This window comes from Streptomyces minutiscleroticus (assembly GCF_014650875.1).
Lineage (GTDB): Bacteria > Actinomycetota > Actinomycetes > Streptomycetales > Streptomycetaceae > Streptomyces > Streptomyces minutiscleroticus.
Window position 1 is genome coordinate 26,515 of sequence record NZ_BMVU01000010.1, and the last position, 16,934, is coordinate 43,448.

12 protein-coding genes and 1 tRNA gene are annotated in these 16,934 nt (G+C 70.7%); 3 read left to right on the top strand and 10 right to left on the bottom strand.

Annotation, left to right across the window (positions count from 1 at the left end):
- Positions 1-2 precede the first annotated feature (2 nt).
- The 10 genes from IE271_RS13365 to sucC form a co-directional block, all read right to left on the bottom strand.
- Positions 3-1,775 carry a nickel-dependent hydrogenase large subunit gene (locus IE271_RS13365; RefSeq protein WP_190190486.1) on the bottom strand — a complete coding sequence of 591 codons (1,773 nt, stop codon included), beginning with the start codon at positions 1,773-1,775 and terminating at the stop codon, positions 3-5.
- On the bottom strand, positions 1,768-2,862 hold the full coding sequence (locus tag IE271_RS13370) for an NADH-quinone oxidoreductase subunit B family protein (RefSeq protein WP_229919309.1): 1,095 nt from the start codon (positions 2,860-2,862) through the stop codon (positions 1,768-1,770). The genes IE271_RS13365 and IE271_RS13370 overlap by 8 nt, the downstream gene beginning before the upstream one ends.
- Positions 2,859-3,539, bottom strand: coding sequence for a D-sedoheptulose-7-phosphate isomerase (locus IE271_RS13375; protein ID WP_229919310.1), 681 nt, complete (start codon positions 3,537-3,539; stop codon positions 2,859-2,861). The genes IE271_RS13370 and IE271_RS13375 overlap by 4 nt, the downstream gene beginning before the upstream one ends.
- Entirely contained in the window at positions 3,532-3,807 is a 276-nt protein-coding gene (locus IE271_RS13380; RefSeq protein WP_190190487.1) for a hydrogenase assembly protein HupF, read from the bottom strand. The genes IE271_RS13375 and IE271_RS13380 overlap by 8 nt, the downstream gene beginning before the upstream one ends.
- Positions 3,804-4,406 (bottom strand): D-sedoheptulose-7-phosphate isomerase, encoded by a 603-nt coding sequence (locus tag IE271_RS13385; protein WP_190190488.1) that lies wholly within the window; start codon positions 4,404-4,406, stop codon positions 3,804-3,806. The genes IE271_RS13380 and IE271_RS13385 overlap by 4 nt, the downstream gene beginning before the upstream one ends.
- A 38-nt stretch (positions 4,407-4,444) precedes the next feature.
- The gene (locus IE271_RS13390; protein WP_190190489.1) at positions 4,445-6,064 is read right to left on the bottom strand and encodes a SpoIIE family protein phosphatase; all 1,620 of its coding nucleotides are present in this window, start codon (positions 6,062-6,064) and stop codon (positions 4,445-4,447) included.
- A 1,104-nt stretch (positions 6,065-7,168) separates the two neighbouring features.
- A tRNA-Leu gene (locus IE271_RS13395) sits at positions 7,169-7,253 on the bottom strand.
- 374 nt (positions 7,254-7,627) lie between these two features.
- Positions 7,628-9,175: an aldehyde dehydrogenase family protein gene (locus IE271_RS13400; protein WP_190190490.1), complete on the bottom strand. Its 1,548-nt coding sequence runs from the start codon at positions 9,173-9,175 to the stop codon at positions 7,628-7,630.
- 131 nt (positions 9,176-9,306) lie between these two features.
- Positions 9,307-10,203: a succinate--CoA ligase subunit alpha gene (gene sucD, locus IE271_RS13405; protein WP_190190491.1), complete on the bottom strand. Its 897-nt coding sequence runs from the start codon at positions 10,201-10,203 to the stop codon at positions 9,307-9,309.
- 12 nt (positions 10,204-10,215) lie between these two features.
- Positions 10,216-11,346 carry an ADP-forming succinate--CoA ligase subunit beta gene (sucC, locus tag IE271_RS13410; protein ID WP_190190492.1) on the bottom strand — a complete coding sequence of 377 codons (1,131 nt, stop codon included), beginning with the start codon at positions 11,344-11,346 and terminating at the stop codon, positions 10,216-10,218.
- A 338-nt stretch (positions 11,347-11,684) separates the two neighbouring features.
- Between sucC and IE271_RS13415 the strand changes: the two genes are divergently transcribed.
- From IE271_RS13415 to IE271_RS13425, 3 genes are read left to right on the top strand one after another with little or no spacing between them, the layout of a single operon-like run.
- On the top strand, positions 11,685-13,370 hold the full coding sequence (locus IE271_RS13415) for a thiamine pyrophosphate-binding protein (protein ID WP_190190493.1): 1,686 nt from the start codon (positions 11,685-11,687) through the stop codon (positions 13,368-13,370).
- Between the two features lie 10 nt (positions 13,371-13,380).
- Complete coding sequence (gene frc, locus IE271_RS13420; protein WP_190190494.1) at positions 13,381-14,646, top strand: formyl-CoA transferase; 1,266 nt, start codon at positions 13,381-13,383, stop codon at positions 14,644-14,646.
- 4 nt (positions 14,647-14,650) lie between these two features.
- A complete protein-coding gene (locus IE271_RS13425) occupies positions 14,651-16,846 on the top strand; it encodes an acetate--CoA ligase family protein (protein WP_229919311.1) in 2,196 nt (731 codons plus the stop codon).
- Positions 16,847-16,934 lie beyond the last annotated feature (88 nt).

Genomic DNA, 16,934 nt, shown 5'->3' on the forward strand with positions numbered 1-16,934 from the left:
GTTCAGCCCCCGCCGCCGTAGACGGTGGGCGAGTGCGACTTCTTCAGCACCCGACCCGCGCCGAGGTGCATATGGACGCCGCAGGGCATGCACGGGTCGAAGCTGCGTACGGTGCGCATGATGTCGATGCCTTTGAAGGTCTCCGGCGGGTTCTCCTCGAAGATCGGCGTGTTCTGCACCGCGTCCTCGTACGGCCCCGGAGTGCCGTGGACGTCGCGCGCGCTGGCGTTCCACGGCGTGGGCGGATAGGGGTGGTAGTTGGCGATCAGGCCGTCCCTGATCACCATGTGGTGGGAGAGACCGCCTCGGACCGCCTCGCTGAATCCGCAGCTGACGGCTTCGTCGGGCACCTCGAAGGGCGTCCAGGTCGCGGTCCGCCCGGCTCGTACCTCGTACAGCGCCTGTTCGGCGAAGTGCAGTGCCGCCGCGGCCGCGTACGCCTGGAAGTAGGTGCGGGCCCGGTTGCGCTCGATGGTGTTGCTCAATGGTTCCCCGTTGTGCTGCGGGATCTTCCACTCGAAGGTGACCTCGGGCTTGGTGACGGTGCGTGGCAGGTGGATGAGGACGCTGTGTCCCGTGGCCTTGAGATGGCCGGTGTCGACCAGACCGGACAGTGCCGTCGACCACAGCCGGGCCAGCGGGCCGCCGCCGGTGTCCAGCGCCAGGTGCTCGCTCCCGTCGAACCACCGGGGGGACATCACCCAGCTGTACTTGTCCGCGAAGTCGCGCTTCTGCGGCCGCGGGACCGTGCGCTGGTTCCACGGGTGCCGCTGGTCGACCGGGTTGCCCAGCGGGTCCTCGGTGACGAACGGCTCCCCGTCGTCCCAGTCCTGGTAGAAGGAGCTGCCGAGCAGGATGCGGATGCCGAGGTTGATGTCCACCAGGTTGCTGGTCACCAGGCGGCCGTCGACCACCACACCCGGGGTCACGAACATCCTGCGCCCCCAGTCCGCCATGGTGGGGTAGCGGAAGTCGCAGTACGCGGGGTCGTTGAGGGCGCCCCAGCAGCCGAGCAGCACTCTGCGCCGGCCGACCTCCTCGTACCCGGGCATGGCCTGGTAGATGAAGTCGAAGAGGTCGTCGTGCAGGGGCACGACCTTCTTCATGAACTCGACGTAGCGCATCAGGCGGGTGAGGTAGTCGGTGAACAGCTGCACCGTGGCGACGGTGCTGACACCGCCCGGATAGACGGTCGACGGGTGCACGTGCCGCCCCTCCATCAGGCAGAACATCTCCCTCGTGGAGCGGCTGACCTGGAGCGCCTCCCGGTAGAACTCGCCCTGGAGCGGATTCAGCGAGCGCATGACGGACGCGATGGTCCGGTGGCCGTGCTCGGCCGCGTGGGGAGCTTCGGTGCGTTCGGCGAGTTCGTACACACCCGGGTTCGTCTCGCGGACCATGCGTTCGCAGTAGTCCACGCCGACCAGGTTCTCCTGGAAGAGGTTGTGGTCGAACATGTACTCGGCGGCCTCGCCGAGGTTGAGGATCCACTCCCCCAGGGCCGGCGGCCGGACGCCGTAGGCCATGTTCTGCGCGTACACCGAGCACGTGGAGTGGTTGTCCCCGCAGATGCCGCAGATGCGGCTGGTGATGAAGTGCGCGTCCCGGGGGTCCTTCCCCTGCATGAAGACGCTGTAGCCGCGGAAGACCGACGAGGTGCTGTAGCACTCGGCCACCCGGCCGCGCCCGAAGTCGATCTTCGTGTGGATGCCCAGGCTCCCCACGATGCGGGTGATGGGGTCCCACGCCATCTCGACCAGACCGTCGTCACCCATGTCCGTCCCTTCCTTCCCAGGGGGGCTCGTAGCCCGTGGTCAGCTCGTGGCCCCTGCGGCGCCACTCCGGTTCCTTCTCGACGTCGTGCAGGGTCAGGCCGCGGAGGGTGCGGATGAGGATCCCGTACAGCCCCTCGTCCGTTTCCGGGGTGTGCAGGCCGGACGGCTGGTCCATGAAGGGCATGAACCGGTCGGGGAAGCCGGGCATGGTGCACGCGATGCAGATGCCTCCGACATTGGGGCAGCCGCCGACTCCGTTGATCCACCCGCGTTTGGGCACGTTGCACTTCACCGCGGGGCCCCAGCAGCCGATCTTGACCAGGCATCTGTCCTGACCGAACACGGCGGAGAAGTCGCCCTGCTCGTAGTAGCCGGCCAGACTGCAGCCCTCGTGCACGGTCCGGTCGAACAGCCAGGCGGGACGGAGGTTCTCGTCCAGCGGGATCGCGGGGGCCCGGCCGGCGATCTGGTAGAGCAGGTGGACGATGGTCTCGGAGAGGTTGTCGGGCTGGACCGGGCAGCCCGGCACGCACACGATCGGGACGTCCGCCTTGGACCGCCACTCCCAGCCCAGATAGTCGGGCACGCCCATGGCGCCGGTCGGGTTGCCGGCCATCGCGTGCACGCCTCCGTACGCGGCGCAGGTACCCGCCGCGAGCACCACGGTGGCCTTGGGCGCCAGCCGGTCCAGCCACTCGCACACGGTGATGGGCTGACCTGTCGCCGGGTCGATGCCGAACCCGCTCCAGTACCCCTCCCGCTTGATCGCCTCGTTCGGTACGGAGCCCTCGACGACCAGGACGAACGGCTCCAGCTCGCCGCGGTCCGCCCGGTGGAACCAGTCGATGAAGGAGTCGGCCCCGCCGTCCGGTCCGCACTCGTAGTCGAGCAGCGGCCAGTGCAGGGCGACCTTCGGCAGTCCCGGCAGGGCACCCAGCGCGATCTCCTCGATGCTCGGCTGGGTGGCCGCCGTGAGCGCGACCGAGTCGCCGTCGCAGCTGAGCCCGGCGTTGATCCACAGCAGGTGGACCACGAGGTCGTCGGTGTCCGTGGCTTCCCCGGCAGTCGCGGCGGGGCGGCTCATCATGGATCACCACACGCCGGCCGTGCCGCGCGCAGCCTCAGCTGAGTGAGCTCCCACAGGGTGTGGTACACGGTCGTCTGCGCCTCCTGGATGCGGTGGACCGAAGCGGACGGGATGACGAAGAGATGGTCCAGGGCGTCGAGTTCGGCCAGCAGTCCGCCGTGGTGGCCCGCCATGCCGACGGTGAGCAGGCCGCACTCGGCCGCCACCTGGAGGGCCGCCCGCACGTTCGCGGAGCCCCCGCTGGTCGACAGCCCCACGGCGATGTCTCCGGGCTGCCCCAGGGCCGCCAGCTGGCGCGCGAAGACGGCCTCGAAACCGACGTCGTTGGACAGCGCGGTCACGACAGCCGCGTCGCTGGTCAGTGAGAGCGCGGGCAGGACCCGGAAGCCGGCCGGCGGATGCAGGAACACGGTGGCGAGGCCCTGGGCGTCGGTACTGCTTCCACCGTTGCCGAAGACGAACAGACGCCCCCCGGCTGCGAACCGCTCCGCCATGGCTTCGGCGCACGCGGCGATCCGCGGCGCACAGCCGTGCGCGACATCCCGCCGGAGTGCCGTGATCTCGGCGGCCTTCTCCCGGACGGCGTCCGCCACCTCGGCGACCACGGTGTCGGCATCGGCCTGCCGCTCGTAGAGGAAGGGATACAGCTCCCGCATCCCGCCGGGCATGTCACCCATCCACCTCTCCCGTCCTCGTGTCTCCCGGCACGGCGTCCGGCACGGCCGCGATGGCCTCCCCGGCGTGGACGAGTACGGTCGTCCCGGCCGGCGCCACGACGAGTGCCACGCTGATCTCCTCCGGCTCCTCGGCCGACCCGTCGGCGGCGGCCAACGCCATGTCGCCGGGCAACGACCTCACGACCCGCAGCAAGCGCGCTTCGTCCGAGCAGGTGACGCAGACGTCCTCGGGGCATTCCGGCCGGTCCCGGCCGTCCCATGACCTCATGCGAGCGGCTCCGTCCCGTACTGTTCGAGGAAAACCTGCACCAGTTCCCACAGCATGTGGTATGTGGTCATGTGCATCTCCTTGACCGCCAGGGGATCGGTGGCCGGCACCACCAGCAGATGGTCGGCGGCGGGCGCCTCCTCGGTCAGGCCACCGCTGAGGACGACGGTGAGCAGGCCGAGTTGCCGGGCCGCCGCCAGGCCGCGGTGTACGTTCCGGCAGCGGCCGTCCGGCGAGATCCCGAGCGCGATGTCCTCGCTGTCGGCGAACGCCCGCAGCTGGTGCTCGAAGACCCCGGCGAACCCCTCCCGCGCGCCGATCCCGCTCAGGGTCGCCGAGTCGTTGCCGAGCGCCACGGCCGGCAGGGCCGGTTTCCCCACCATGACGGGGTGCATGAACTCGACCGCGAGGTGGCTCGCGTCGGCCGCCGACCCGCCGTTGCCGAACACGATCAGCTTGCCGCCGCGCCGGAATCGGGCGGCCATGTCGCGGCAGACCGCGGCCACCTGCCCGGCGGTGTCCGCCAGGTGCTGCGCGGCCGCCTCGCGACGGGCGAAGGCGCGGTGCACGGCCGCCTCGCCGGCCGGGGAGGAACTCATGGGCGTGCTCCCTTGCACGGGGTCCCGGGCGTCATCGCTCACTTCCTCACATGGAGGACGATGACGCACGTGTCGTCCTCCGGATTGGTGTCCAGCGTGGACAGCAGGGTCTGGAGATGCTCCTCGGGTCCGCCGAGGGCGCCTTGCCGGGCGGCGTCCAGGAGCAGGGCCGAGCGCTCGTCGCGCCGGTCGTCGCGGCGTTCCACCAGGCCGTCGGTGTAGAGGATGACGCGGTCGCCGGGCTGAAGCCGGACGGTTGCGAGCCCGTATCCCGGATCCAGGCTGACACCCAGTGAGATTCCGTCGGCGTTGTGCAGCTCACGGGCCTGTCCCGCCCGGACGAGGACGGGAGGGGGGTGGCCGCCCCGGGCCCAGGCGAGGGTTCGGTCGCGCGGGTGGAAGTGCCCGACGATCACGGTGGCCATCACGGTCTCCTCGTGGCTGTGATAAGCGACGAGATTGAGGCAGTCGAGGATGCGGGCCGCGTCGGCGCCCGTATGCGCGATGCCCAGCAGGGCATGGCGCAGCTGCGCCATGCCCGCCGCCGCGGGCAGGCCGTGCCCGCTGACGTCCCCGATGGCGATCAGTACCCGGCCGTCGGGAAGCGGAGCCGCTTCGAACCAGTCGCCGCCGATGCGCGCACTGTCCTCCGCCGGCTGGTAGCGCAGCGCCATCGACAGGCCGGGGAGTCTGTTGTGCTGCCGCGGCAGCAGCGCCAGTTGCAGCTCTTCGGCCATGCGCAGCCGTTGACGTTCCGACTCGCGGCGTGAGGCTTCGAGCGCCGCCTCCATCCGTCGGGCGGCGGAGACGTCCTGGACGACTCCGTGTGCCGCGATCAGGTTTCCGAGACTGTCCCGGACCAGTTCCGCAGTGACGCGCACATGGCGTGGGGGGGCGGCATGGCGCGTGCGGACCTCGAACGTCACCGGTTCACGCTGTTCGCAGAGTGTCTCCACGGCCTGGGTGAGGACCGGGATGTCGTTCTCTCGGATGTGCCGGGAAAGTCCGTCCAGGGAGAGCGGGCCCAGCGCCGGATCCAGGTCGAAGATGTCGTACATGCGCGGTGACCACGTGATCTCGCCGGTGACCAGGTTCCACTCGGCCCACGCGAGTCCCACCAGCCTTTCGGCGTCGTCGATCCGGGCCGCCATCCGGGCCTGTTCGTCGTGGAACTGCCAGCTGACCAGCAACCCGCCACCGATCCGCTGAGCCCGCACGCTCAGCACGGCGGGGTAGCGCACTCCGCGGAACGGCTCCTCGTAGGAGAAGGGTTCGCGGTGCAGGGGCGTACCGGTCTCCAGCACCTTCACGTAGGCGTCGAAGATGCCGGCGTTGCTCAGGCCGGGGAGGACCTCCAGGAGCCGGCCGCCGTTGATCTGCTCGGGCGGTCGTCCCAGGAGGCCCGTGGCGTGCCCGTTGCAGCGGTCGATGTGGAATTCGACGACCCGGCCTTGGGCGTCCCGGACCGGGAAGAACAGTGCGGCGGGGATGGGGATCACATCGAGGACCGCGGCGAGCCACGGCGCATGCAGGTCCTCCCCCGGAAGTCCCCGGCCGGCCAGGCCGCACAGCCTCCGTCCGGCGGACCCCGTCAGTGCCTCCGCACGTTCCCGGACCGCCTGTTCCAGCGGCGGACCGGCCGGCCAGACAGCGATCACTACGCACAGGAGACGCTCCGCCGGAGAGCTGCTGTCCCGGCCGCCGGCCCGGTCACCGGGTGAGCTCGACGGTCCGCTCCGGGACGAGACCCACGCCAGGATCCGGTCGCCGCTGTCGTCGTCGATCCACAGCAACTGATCCTCGGGGGCCGTCCGGGCGAGGGGAAGCACACACCGCAGTGGGATTCGCGACCGGGTGTCGGCCTCCCGCGCTGATGCGCCGGCGACACCGCTCATGCGAAGTTCCCCCTGCCGGTCGATGACCGCCAGCAGCACCGCCGAGGCGCCGTGCGGCCGGACTTGATCGTGCAGGAGTCGCGCCAGTCCGACGGGACTCGGCGCACGGCTCACCTCCGCGAGCATCTCGTGGCCGTCCGGGACGTCGCTGTCGCCCGCGGCCGTCCGCCGGCCTCCGCCGGCACCGTCCTGCGTCACCGGACCGCCCGCAGCAGCCGACCGCGAGCCGCCGCCGGAGGAGCCCGGGTGCGACTGCGCGACGGGCTCTTCGAGGAGTCGCCGCGTGTACGTGCGCGCCGCCTCCTCATCACACCCGAGGCATTCCGCGAACAGCTCCGCGACCCGGTTCAGGCGGTCCATGCGTGACGACGCGGCCCATGGCTGTGGACCGACTGCCTCTCGCGGTGCCGAGCCATGCCATTTCCCCATTTCGTTCACAGGTTCCATCGCCCGGGTCTAGGGTGTGCCTTCCACGCTCACGGAGATCGCGTGCCATCGGTGTTCCCGGGAGCGCTCAACCTGTGTTGTCTACTGGCATCGACGCGGCCACGGCCTGTGATGACGGCTAATGTCCGGAGCAGCTGGGAGAGTGGCGTCACAGGGACATCCGCGCTGCCATTTATGGCGGTTCCTGAACGGTCCTGGAAAGCCGACCGCCGTCACCCGCAAGAAGGACCCTCCCCTCACCGCCGACCAGATCCAGGAGATGGTTGAGGAACTCGGGGACATCGCTCAGCGCGCGCTAGCCGTCGACGCCGAGAACAAGGGCCCGCTCCACGAAACCCTCGCATCGAGAGCAGGTATGAACATGCACGTAGGGCCGCGACCGTCAGGTCGAGGCCCTCATCCGCGTATCGCTACAGCGAGTGTCCGAGGGGGGACTTGAACCCCCACGCCCGATAAAGGGCACTAGCACCTCAAGCTAGCGCGTCTGCCATTCCGCCACCCGGACCAGGTGTCTGCCGCCTTGCCGGGGTCTCTCCCGGCGGCGACATGGACAACAATACCAAGGTTTGAGAGTGCCTTTCACCTGCGTATTCGCGATCAGGTCTTCACTGTGCGTAGTGGGGTCGGTGCGCTGTGGCTGTTCGGGTGGGCAGTGGTGCGCGGAGGACTGCGGGCCCCGTGCGTGAGCGTGGTCGCTGGTCACGCGTACACGCACGGGTCCCGGTCCCTCTCAGGCTTCTCTCGGTGCGGTGGCACGGTTCACTCGGTTCGCGTGCCTGGGCGTGGCCGTCGCTCACGCACCGTTTTCCTCGGCGTCACACTGTCGCGGCGCCTCGTCAGCGTGCCGTCACGTGTGCGCCTGTCGCTTCGCCCGTCCGCTCACGGCATCAGTTGGTACTCCGGGAAGTTCCCCGGCAGGCGTTCGCCCTCCGGGCCCTGGGTGACCGCTCGGACCAGGAGGTCGCCGCCGACGAAGGCGCCGCGCCAGGACGCGCCGAAGCCGCCGAAGAGCTCGTCGCGGTCGCCGCGGGAGCGGGGCTTGCCGTGGCCGACCTTGAAGGCGCGGATCTGGGGGGCCAGGCGGTCGAAGGTATCGCGGTCGTCGGTGGAGAGGGTGGCGACCAGGGCGCCGTTGGAGGCGTTCATGGCGGCCAGCAGTTCGGCCTCGGTGTCGACCAGGACGACGGTGTCGACCGGGCCGAAGGGTTCCGCGTGGTGCAGCGGGGAGGACGGTGGCGGGTTGAGGAGGGTGACCGGCTGGACGTAGGCCGAGGTGTCCTGGCCGGGCAGGAAGAAGGCGTCCGCCGGCTTGCCGCGGTGCAGCGGGATCGCGCCGCGGTCGATCGCGAGGGCGACCTGGTCGTTCAGCTCCTTGGCCTTGGCGGCGTTGATGACCGGGCCGAAGTCGAGCTGCGGGTAGGGATCGTCGGGGTTCTCCACCGCGAGGGGGTGGCCGACGCGGAGGATGCGGACGGCCGGCAGGTATGCGGCGAGGAAGGCGTCGAACAGTTCGCGCTGGACGACGAAGCGCGGGTACGCCGTGCAGCGCTGCTTGCCGTAGTCGAAGAGCTTGGGGATCATCCCGGTCAGCGAGCTCCAGTCGCTGTAGTTCCAGATGCCCCAGGTGTTCAGTCCCTCCTGTTCGAGGATGTGGCGCTTGCCGAGGTCGGCGACGGCGGTGGCCACCGCGGCGCCGGTGTCGCGGCCGCCGACGAAGGAGACGCAGCCGATCTCGGGGGCGCGGACGAGCGCCTCCGACAGCTCGCCTCCGCTGCCGCTGACGAGGGTGGCGGGGACCCCCTCGCGGGCGGCGAGGGCGCAGGCGAGGGTGAGGCACGCGACGCCGCCGTCGGTCGGGGTCTTGGCGATCACCGCGTTCCCTGCCAGTGCCTGGACCAGCATGGCGTGAACGAGCACGCTCATCGGATAGTTCCAGCTGGCGATGTTGGAGACGGGACCGTCCAGCGGGGCGCGCCCTGCGAGCATCGGGTCGATGGTGTCGACGTACCAGCGCACGCCGTCGATGGCGCGGTCGACGTCGGCCTGCGCGAGCCGCCAGGGCTTGCCGATCTCCCAGACCAGGAGGAGGGCGAGCAGTTCGCGGTGTTCGGTGAGCGCGTCGAGGGTGGCGGCGACGCGGGCGCGGCGTTCCTCCAGCGGGACGTGGCGCCAGGCGCGGTGCTGGTCGAGGGAGGCGTGTACGGCCTGGTGGGCGACGGTGCCGTCGAGCCGTGGCGGGCCCGCGACGGGGCTGCCGTCGACGGGGCTGGTGGCGGGAAGGGCGCGGCCGTCCTCCTGCCAGGCGCCGTTCCAGAGGTTGAGGACGCGGTCGTCGCGGAAGGCCTCCGGGGCGACGGCCAGGCACTGCTGCCAGGCGTCGGACCAGGACGTGCCGGACTTGAGGGTGAGGGTGGGTCGGGCTGCCATTCGGGTCTCTCCGCTCTCGGTGCACGGTCGGGGGCGGGATCGCACGGCCGAACCGCCGTACGCGTGGAAAGCCGTGCGTACGGCGGATGGTGGTGAGGCGGTGAGCGCGCTGGGCAGTCACCACCTCACCACTATGAGTGACGCCGTGTCCCGCTTTCCAGCCGGGCGAGGACGAGCCGAGCCGTTTCGGTCGGAGTGCCGCCGACGTGGACACCGGCCGCCTCGAGGGCCTCTTTCTTCGCCTGTGCGGTGCCCGAGGAGCCGGAGACGATCGCTCCGGCGTGCCCCATGGTCCTGCCCTCCGGGGCGGTGAAACCGGCGATGTAGCCGACGACGGGCTTGGTGACGTACTCGCGGACGTAGGCGGCGGCGCGCTCCTCGGCGTCGCCGCCGATCTCGCCGATGAGCACGATCAGCTCGGTGTCGGGGTCTTTCTGGAAGGCGGCCAGACAGTCGATGTGGGTGGTGCCGACGACCGGGTCGCCGCCGATGCCGACGCAGGTGGAGAAGCCGATGTCGCGCAGTTCGTGCATGAGTTGATAGGTGAGGGTGCCGGACTTGGAGACGAGGCCGATGCGGCCGGGCTTGGTGATGTCGGCCGGAATGATGCCCGCGTTCGCCTGTCCGGGGGTGATCAGTCCGGGGCAGTTGGGGCCGATGATGCGGGTGCCACGCTCTGCGGCGTACGCGCAAAAGGCGACCGTGTCGTGCACGGGGATGCCCTCGGTGATCACGACGGCGAGTCCGATGCCGGCGTCGGCGGCCTCGGTGACGGCGGCCCTTGCGAAGGCGGGCGGAACGAAGACGACGGTGACGTCGGCGCCGGTGGCCTCGACGGCGTCGCGGACCGTGCCGAAGACCGGGACCCGGCGGTCGCCGAAGTCGCCGGTGCGGCCGGCCTTGCGCGGGTTGACGCCGCCGACGACGTCCGTGCCCGCGGCGAGCATCCGCCGAGTGTGCTTCATGCCCTCCGCGCCGGTCATGCCCTGGACGAGGACCTTGCTCTTCTGCGTGAGGTAGACGGCCATGTCCTGCTCCCTTCAGCCGGCGTGGGCGAGGTCGGCGGCGCGGCGCGCGGCGCCGTCCATGGTGGTGGCCTGCTGGACGAGCGGGTGCGCGCGGGCGTCGAGGACGGCGCGGCCGCGGACGGCGTTGTTGCCGTCCAGGCGTACGACCAGCGGTTTGGTGAGGTGGACGGTCTCCAGGGCGCGGACGATGCCGTCGGCGACGGCGTCGCAGGCGGTGATGCCGCCGAAGACGTTGACGAAGACGGACTTCACGGCCGGGTCGGACAGGACGACGGAGAGGCCGTCGGCCATGACCTGTGCCGAGGCGCCGCCGCCGATGTCGAGGAAGTTCGCGGGCCGGGCGCCGCAGCCGGCGACCACGTCGAGAGTGGACATGACCAGGCCCGCGCCGTTGCCGATGACGCCGACCTCGCCGTCCAGCTTGACGTAGTTGAGACCCCTGGCGGCGGCCGCGGCCTCCAGCGGGTCGCCGCGCGGGGGCTCCTGGTCGCCCCACCGCGCCTGCCGGAAGCGGGCGTTGTCGTCGAGGGTGACCTTGCCGTCCAGGGCGAGGATGCGGCCCTGTCGCGTACGGACGAGGGGGTTGACCTCGACCAGGAGCGCGTCCTCGCGGGTCAGGACCTGCCAGAGCCTGACCAGTGTGTCGACCGTCTGTGGGGGCAGACCCGCCGCGTCCGCGATCCGGGCGGCGACCACCGTGGTGACGCCCTCGGCCGGGTCGACCGGGATGCGCGCGACGGCCTCGGGCCGGGCGGCCGCCACCTCCTCGATCTCCGTGCCGCCTTCCGCGGAGGCGATGGCGAGGAAGCGGCCGTCCGCGCGGTCGAGGACGTAGGAGACGTAGAACTCGCTCTCGATGTCGACCGGCTCGGCCAGCATCACCGTGTCCACCCGGTGGCCCTTGATGTCCATGCCGAGGATCCGGCGCGCCGTCAGTTCGGCGGCGGCCGGGTCCGCGGCGAGTTCGACGCCGCCCGCCTTGCCGCGGCCGCCGGTCTTGACCTGGGCCTTGACGACGACGCGGCCGCCGAGCCGGCGGGCGATGCCGCGCGCCTCCTTGGGTGAATCCGTGATCTCGGCCCGGGGCACCTCTATGCCGTGGTCCGCGAAGAGTTCCCTTGCCTGGTGCTCGAGCAGGTCCATTCCGGCTCCCGTCTGCCGTCTTGACCGGGGCGGTCCCCCGGTCCCGCACCAGGGCAGTCCCCCGATCCCGCGCCGGGGCGGTCCCCCCGGTTCTGTGCCCGGGCAGTCCCCGGCCCTGCGCCGAGGCGGCCCCTGGGCTCGTACCGGGGCGTTTCCGAATCCGCGAAAAGTGCCGCACGCCCCCTGGACACCACTCATCAGATGCGGGATAACAAGCTTCATACAGTATTCGTCGACTGTATGCAATGTACTGCGACGGCCTCCACGAACAGCGCGCGCACCACTTCCGACCTGCGCTTCCGTACACCCCATCCCCTACGAAGGGACAGGACTCCGCCATGCCCGACGACACCAGCCAGAACCTCATCTCCGGTGGGCACCTGGTCGCCAAGGCACTCAAAGCGGAGGGTGTGGAGGTCATCTACACCCTGTGCGGCGGCCACATCATCGACATCTACGACGGCTGCGTCGACGAGGGCATCGAGGTCGTCGACGTCCGCCACGAGCAGGTCGCCGCCCACGCCGCCGACGGGTACGCGCGCGTCACCGGCAAGCCGGGCTGCGCCGTCGTCACCGCGGGACCCGGCACCACCGACGCCGTGACCGGTGTCGCCAACGCCTTCCGCGCGGAGTCCCCCATGCTGCTGATCGGCGGCCAGGGCGCGCACACCCAGCACAAGATGGGGTCGCTGCAGGACCTCCCCCACGTCGACATGATGACGCCGATCACCAAGTTCGCGGCGACCGTGCCCGACACCGCGCGCGCCGCCGACATGGTGTCCATGGCCTTCCGCGAGTGCTACCACGGCGCACCCGGCCCCTCCTTCCTGGAGATCCCGCGCGACGTACTGGACGCGAAGGTGCCCGCCGACAAGGCGCGCGTGCCCAGGGCAGGGCACTACCGCGCCTCGACACGCTCCGCCGGCGACCCCGAGGCGATCGAGAAACTCGCCGACCTCCTCGTGCACGCCGAGAAGCCCGCCGTCCTGCTGGGCAGCCAGGTATGGACCACCCGCGGCACCCAGTCCGCCATCGGACTCGTACGCGCCCTGAACATCCCCGCCTACATGAACGGCGCGGGGCGCGGCACCCTGCCACCCGGCGACCCGCACCACTTCCAGCTCTCCCGCCGGTACGCCTTCTCCAACGCCGACGTCATCGTCGTCGTCGGCACGCCCTTCGACTTCCGCATGGGCTACGGCAAGCGGCTGTCGCCGGACGCGACCGTCGTGCAGATCGACCTCGACTACCGCACGGTCGGCAAGAACCGCGACGTCGACCTCGGCATCGTCGGCGACGCAGGACTCGTGCTGAAGTCGGTGACCGAGGCCGCCTCCGGGCGCCTCAACGGAGGCGCGTCCAAGCGCAAGGAGTGGCTCGACGAACTGCGCGCCGCCGAGCAGGCCGCGATTCAGAAGCGGCTTCCGAGCCTGCGCTCCGACGCCTCCCCGATCCACCCCTACCGCCTGGTCAGCGAGATCAACGACTTCCTCACCGAGGACTCGGTCTACATCGGGGACGGCGGCGACATCGTCACCTTCTCCGGGCAGGTCGTGCAGCCCAAGTCGCCCGGGCACTGGATGGACCCGGGCCCGCTCGGCACGCTCGGCGTCGGCGTCCCCTTCGTCCTCGCGGCCAAGAAGGCACGGCCGGACAAGGAGGTGGTGGCGCTCTTCGGCGACGGCGCGTTCAGCCTCACCGGCTGGGACTTCGAGACCCTCGTCCGCTACGACCTCCCCTTCGTCGGCATCGTCGGCAACAACTCCTCCATGAACCAGATCCGCTACGGCCAGGCCGCCAAGTACGGCAAGGAACGCGAGCGGGTCGGCAACACCCTCGGCGACGTCCGCTACGACGAGTTCGCCCGGATGCTGGGCGGCCACGGCGAGGAGGTCCGCGACCCCGCCGACATCGGCCCCGCCCTGCGCCGCGCCCGCGAGTCGGGCAAGCCGTCACTGATCAACGTCTGGGTCGACCCGGACGCGTACGCCCCCGGAACCATGAACCAGACCATGTACAAGTGAGGTGGCTGCCATGAGTGGTACGACGGGCAAGGCACCGACCGCAACGACGGGCAAGGCCCTCGAAGGCATCCGCGTCCTCGACATGACCCACGTCCAGTCCGGGCCCTCGGCGACCCAGCTGCTCGCCTGGCTCGGGGCGGACGTCGTCAAGCTGGAGGCGCCGACCGGCGACATCACGCGCAAACAGTTGCGCGACCTCCCCGACGTCGACTCCCTCTACTTCACGATGCTCAACTGCAACAAGCGCAGCATCACGCTGAACACCAAGACCCAGCGCGGCAAGGAGCTGCTCACCGAGCTGATCCGGCGCTCCGACGTCATGGTCGAGAACTTCGGACCGGGCGCGGTCGACCGCATGGGCTTCACCTGGGACCGCATCCAGGAGATCAATCCTCGGATCGTCTATGCCTCCATCAAGGGGTTCGGGGACGGTCCGTACACCGACTTCAAGGCGTACGAGGTCGTCGCGCAGGCCATGGGCGGGTCGATGTCCACCACCGGCTTCGAGGACGGGCCGCCGCTGGCGACGGGGGCCCAGATCGGGGACTCGGGAACGGGTGTGCACGCCGTCGCGGGGATCCTCGCGGCGCTGTTCCAGCGCGAGAACACCGGGCGTGGGCAGCGGGTCAACGTGGCCATGCAGCACGCTGTACTCAACCTGTGCCGGGTGAAGCTGAGGGACCAGCAGCGCCTGGCACACGGGCCGCTCGCCGAATATCCCAACGAGGACTTCGGCGACGAGGTTCCCCGATCGGGAAACGCGTCCGGCGGCGGTCAGCCCGGCTGGGCGGTCAAGTGCGCGCCGGGCGGCCCGAACGACTACGTGTACGTCATCGTCCAGCCCGTCGGCTGGAGGCCGCTCAGCGCCCTGATCGGCCGGCCCGAGCTGGCGGAGGACCCCGAGTGGGCGACGCCGGAGGCCCGGCTGCCCAAGCTCAGCAAGATGTTCCAGCTCGTCGAGGAGTGGTCCTCGACCCTGCCCAAGTGGGAGGTGCTGGAGAGGCTCAACGCGCACAACATCCCGTGCGGCCCGATCCTGTCCACCAAGGAGATCGTCGAGGACGCCTCGCTGATCGCCAACGAGATGGTCGTGACGGTCCCGCACCCCGAGCGCGGCGAGTTCGTCACCGTCGGCAGCCCGCTGAAGCTGTCCGACTCCCCCGTCGAGGTCAGCAGCTCACCGCTGCTCGGCGAGCACAACGAAGAGGTCTACGTCGGCGAGCTGGGCCTCGACGACGAGGAGCTGCGCCTGCTCAAGTCGAACGGGGTGATCTGAGGTGATGGCCGAGGACCGCAGGACGCGGGTGCGCGCCCTCCTGGACGCCGTGCGCGCCGAGGGGCGCACGGCGCTGACCGCGCCGGAGGGCAAGGTGATCGCCGACGCGTACGGCATCGCGGTGCCCGGCGAGGAGCTGGCGACCGACGTCGAGGAGGCGGTCGCCTGCGCGGCGCGTTTCGACGGCCCCGTCGTCATGAAGATCGTCTCCCCCGACATCCTGCACAAGACCGACGCGGGCGGCGTGGTCGTCGGTGTGCGGGGAGCGGCGGACGTACGGGCGGCGTTCCACCGGATCGTCGCGAACGCGCGCGCCTACGCGCCGGACGCCCGGATCGAGGGCGTCCAGGTGCAGGAGCTGCTGCCGCCGGGCCAGGAGGTCATCGTCGGCGCGGTGACCGACCCGACCTTCGGCAAGGTGGTGGCCTTCGGGCTCGGCGGCGTACTGGTGGAGGTCCTCAAGGACGTCACCTTCCGGCTCGCCCCCGTGGACGGCGACGAGGCCCTGTCGATGCTGGACTCCCTCCGCGCCGCGGAGGTGCTGCGCGGGGTGCGCGGCGCGCCGCCGGTGGACCGCTGGGCCCTCGCCGAGCAGATCCGCCGGGTCTCCGAGCTGGTCACGGACTTCCCCGAGATCGCCGAGGTGGACCTCAACCCCGTGATCGCCACCCCCGAGGCCGCGGTCGCCGCCGACATCCGGGTCATCCTCGCGGACTTGGCCCCCGCGAAGCGGCGCACCTACACGCGCGAGGAGATCCTGCGCTCCATGCGCCGGCTGATGCGGCCCGCCTCCGTCGCCGTGATCGGCGCCTCCAACGAGACGGGCAAGATCGGCAACTCGGTGATGCGCAACCTCGTCGACGGCGGCTTCTCCGGGGAGATCCACCCGGTCAACCCCAAGGCCGACGACATCCTGGGCCGCAAGGCGTACGAGAGCGTCACCGACGTCCCCGGCGAGGTGGACGTGGCGGTCTTCGCCATCCCGGCCAGGTTCGTGGCCGCCGCCCTGGAGGAAGTGGGGCGCAAGAAGATCCCCAACGCCGTCCTCATCCCCTCCGGGTTCGCCGAGACCGGCGAGCACGAACTCCAGGCGCAGGTCGTGGCCGTCGCCGAACGCCACGGCATCCGCCTCCTGGGACCCAACATCTATGGCTACTACTCGACGTGGCAGGACCTGTGCGCCACGTTCTGCACGCCCTACGACGTCAAGGGCGGCGTCGCGCTCACCTCGCAGTCCGGCGGCATCGGAATGGCCGTCCTGGGGTTCGCGCGCGCCACGAAGACGGGCGTCTCCGCCATCGTCGGCCTCGGCAACAAGGCGGACCTGGACGAGGACGACCTGCTCACCTGGTTCGGCGAGGACCCGCACACCGAGTGCATCGCCATGCACCTGGAGGACCTCAAGGACGGGCGCGCCTTCGTCGCTGCGGCCAGGAGGACCGTCCCCAAGAAGCCCGTCGTGGTCCTCAAGGCGGGCCGCACGGCGGCCGGGGCGAGGGCAGCGGGCTCGCACACCGGGGCCCTAGCGGGCGACGACGCCGTGTACGACGACATCCTGAGGCAGGCCGGCGTCATCAGGGCCCCCGGACTCAACGACATGCTGGAGTACGCGCGCGCCCTGCCCGTGCTGCCCACCCCTAAGGGGGACAACGTCGTCATCATCACCGGGGCGGGCGGCAGCGGCGTACTGCTGTCGGACGCGGTCACCGACAACGGCCTGTCCCTGATGGAGATCCCGCCGGACCTGGACGCCTCCTTCAGGCGGTTCATCCCGCCCTTCGGGGCCGCGGGCAACCCGGTGGACATCACCGGGGGCGAGCCGCCCTCGACGTACGAGGCGACGATCCGGCTGGGCCTTCAGGACCCGCGCGTCCACGCGCTCGTCCTCGGCTACTGGCACACCATCGTGACGCCTCCCATGGTGTTCGCCGAACTCACCGCGCGCGCGGTGGCCGAGTTCCGCGAGCGCGGCATCGAGAAGCCCGTCGTGGCCTCCCTGGCGGGCGACGTGGAGGTCGAGGAGGCCTGCCAGTACCTCTACGAGCGCGGCGTCGTGGCCTACCCGTACACGACCGAGAAGCCGGTGGCCGTCCTCGGGGCGAAGTACCGCTGGGCCAGGGCGGCATCGAAGCTGCGGGCCGAAGGCCCTCCGTCAGGGCGGCGGCGGGAGACGGGCGGGCCTCCTGGCGGTGGTTCATGACCTGACCCCACACGGGGGCGGGCCGACGGTGCGCGTCGGCCCGCCCCGGGACCCGTGCGCACGCGAAAGGCATTGGACAGAGGGCGCT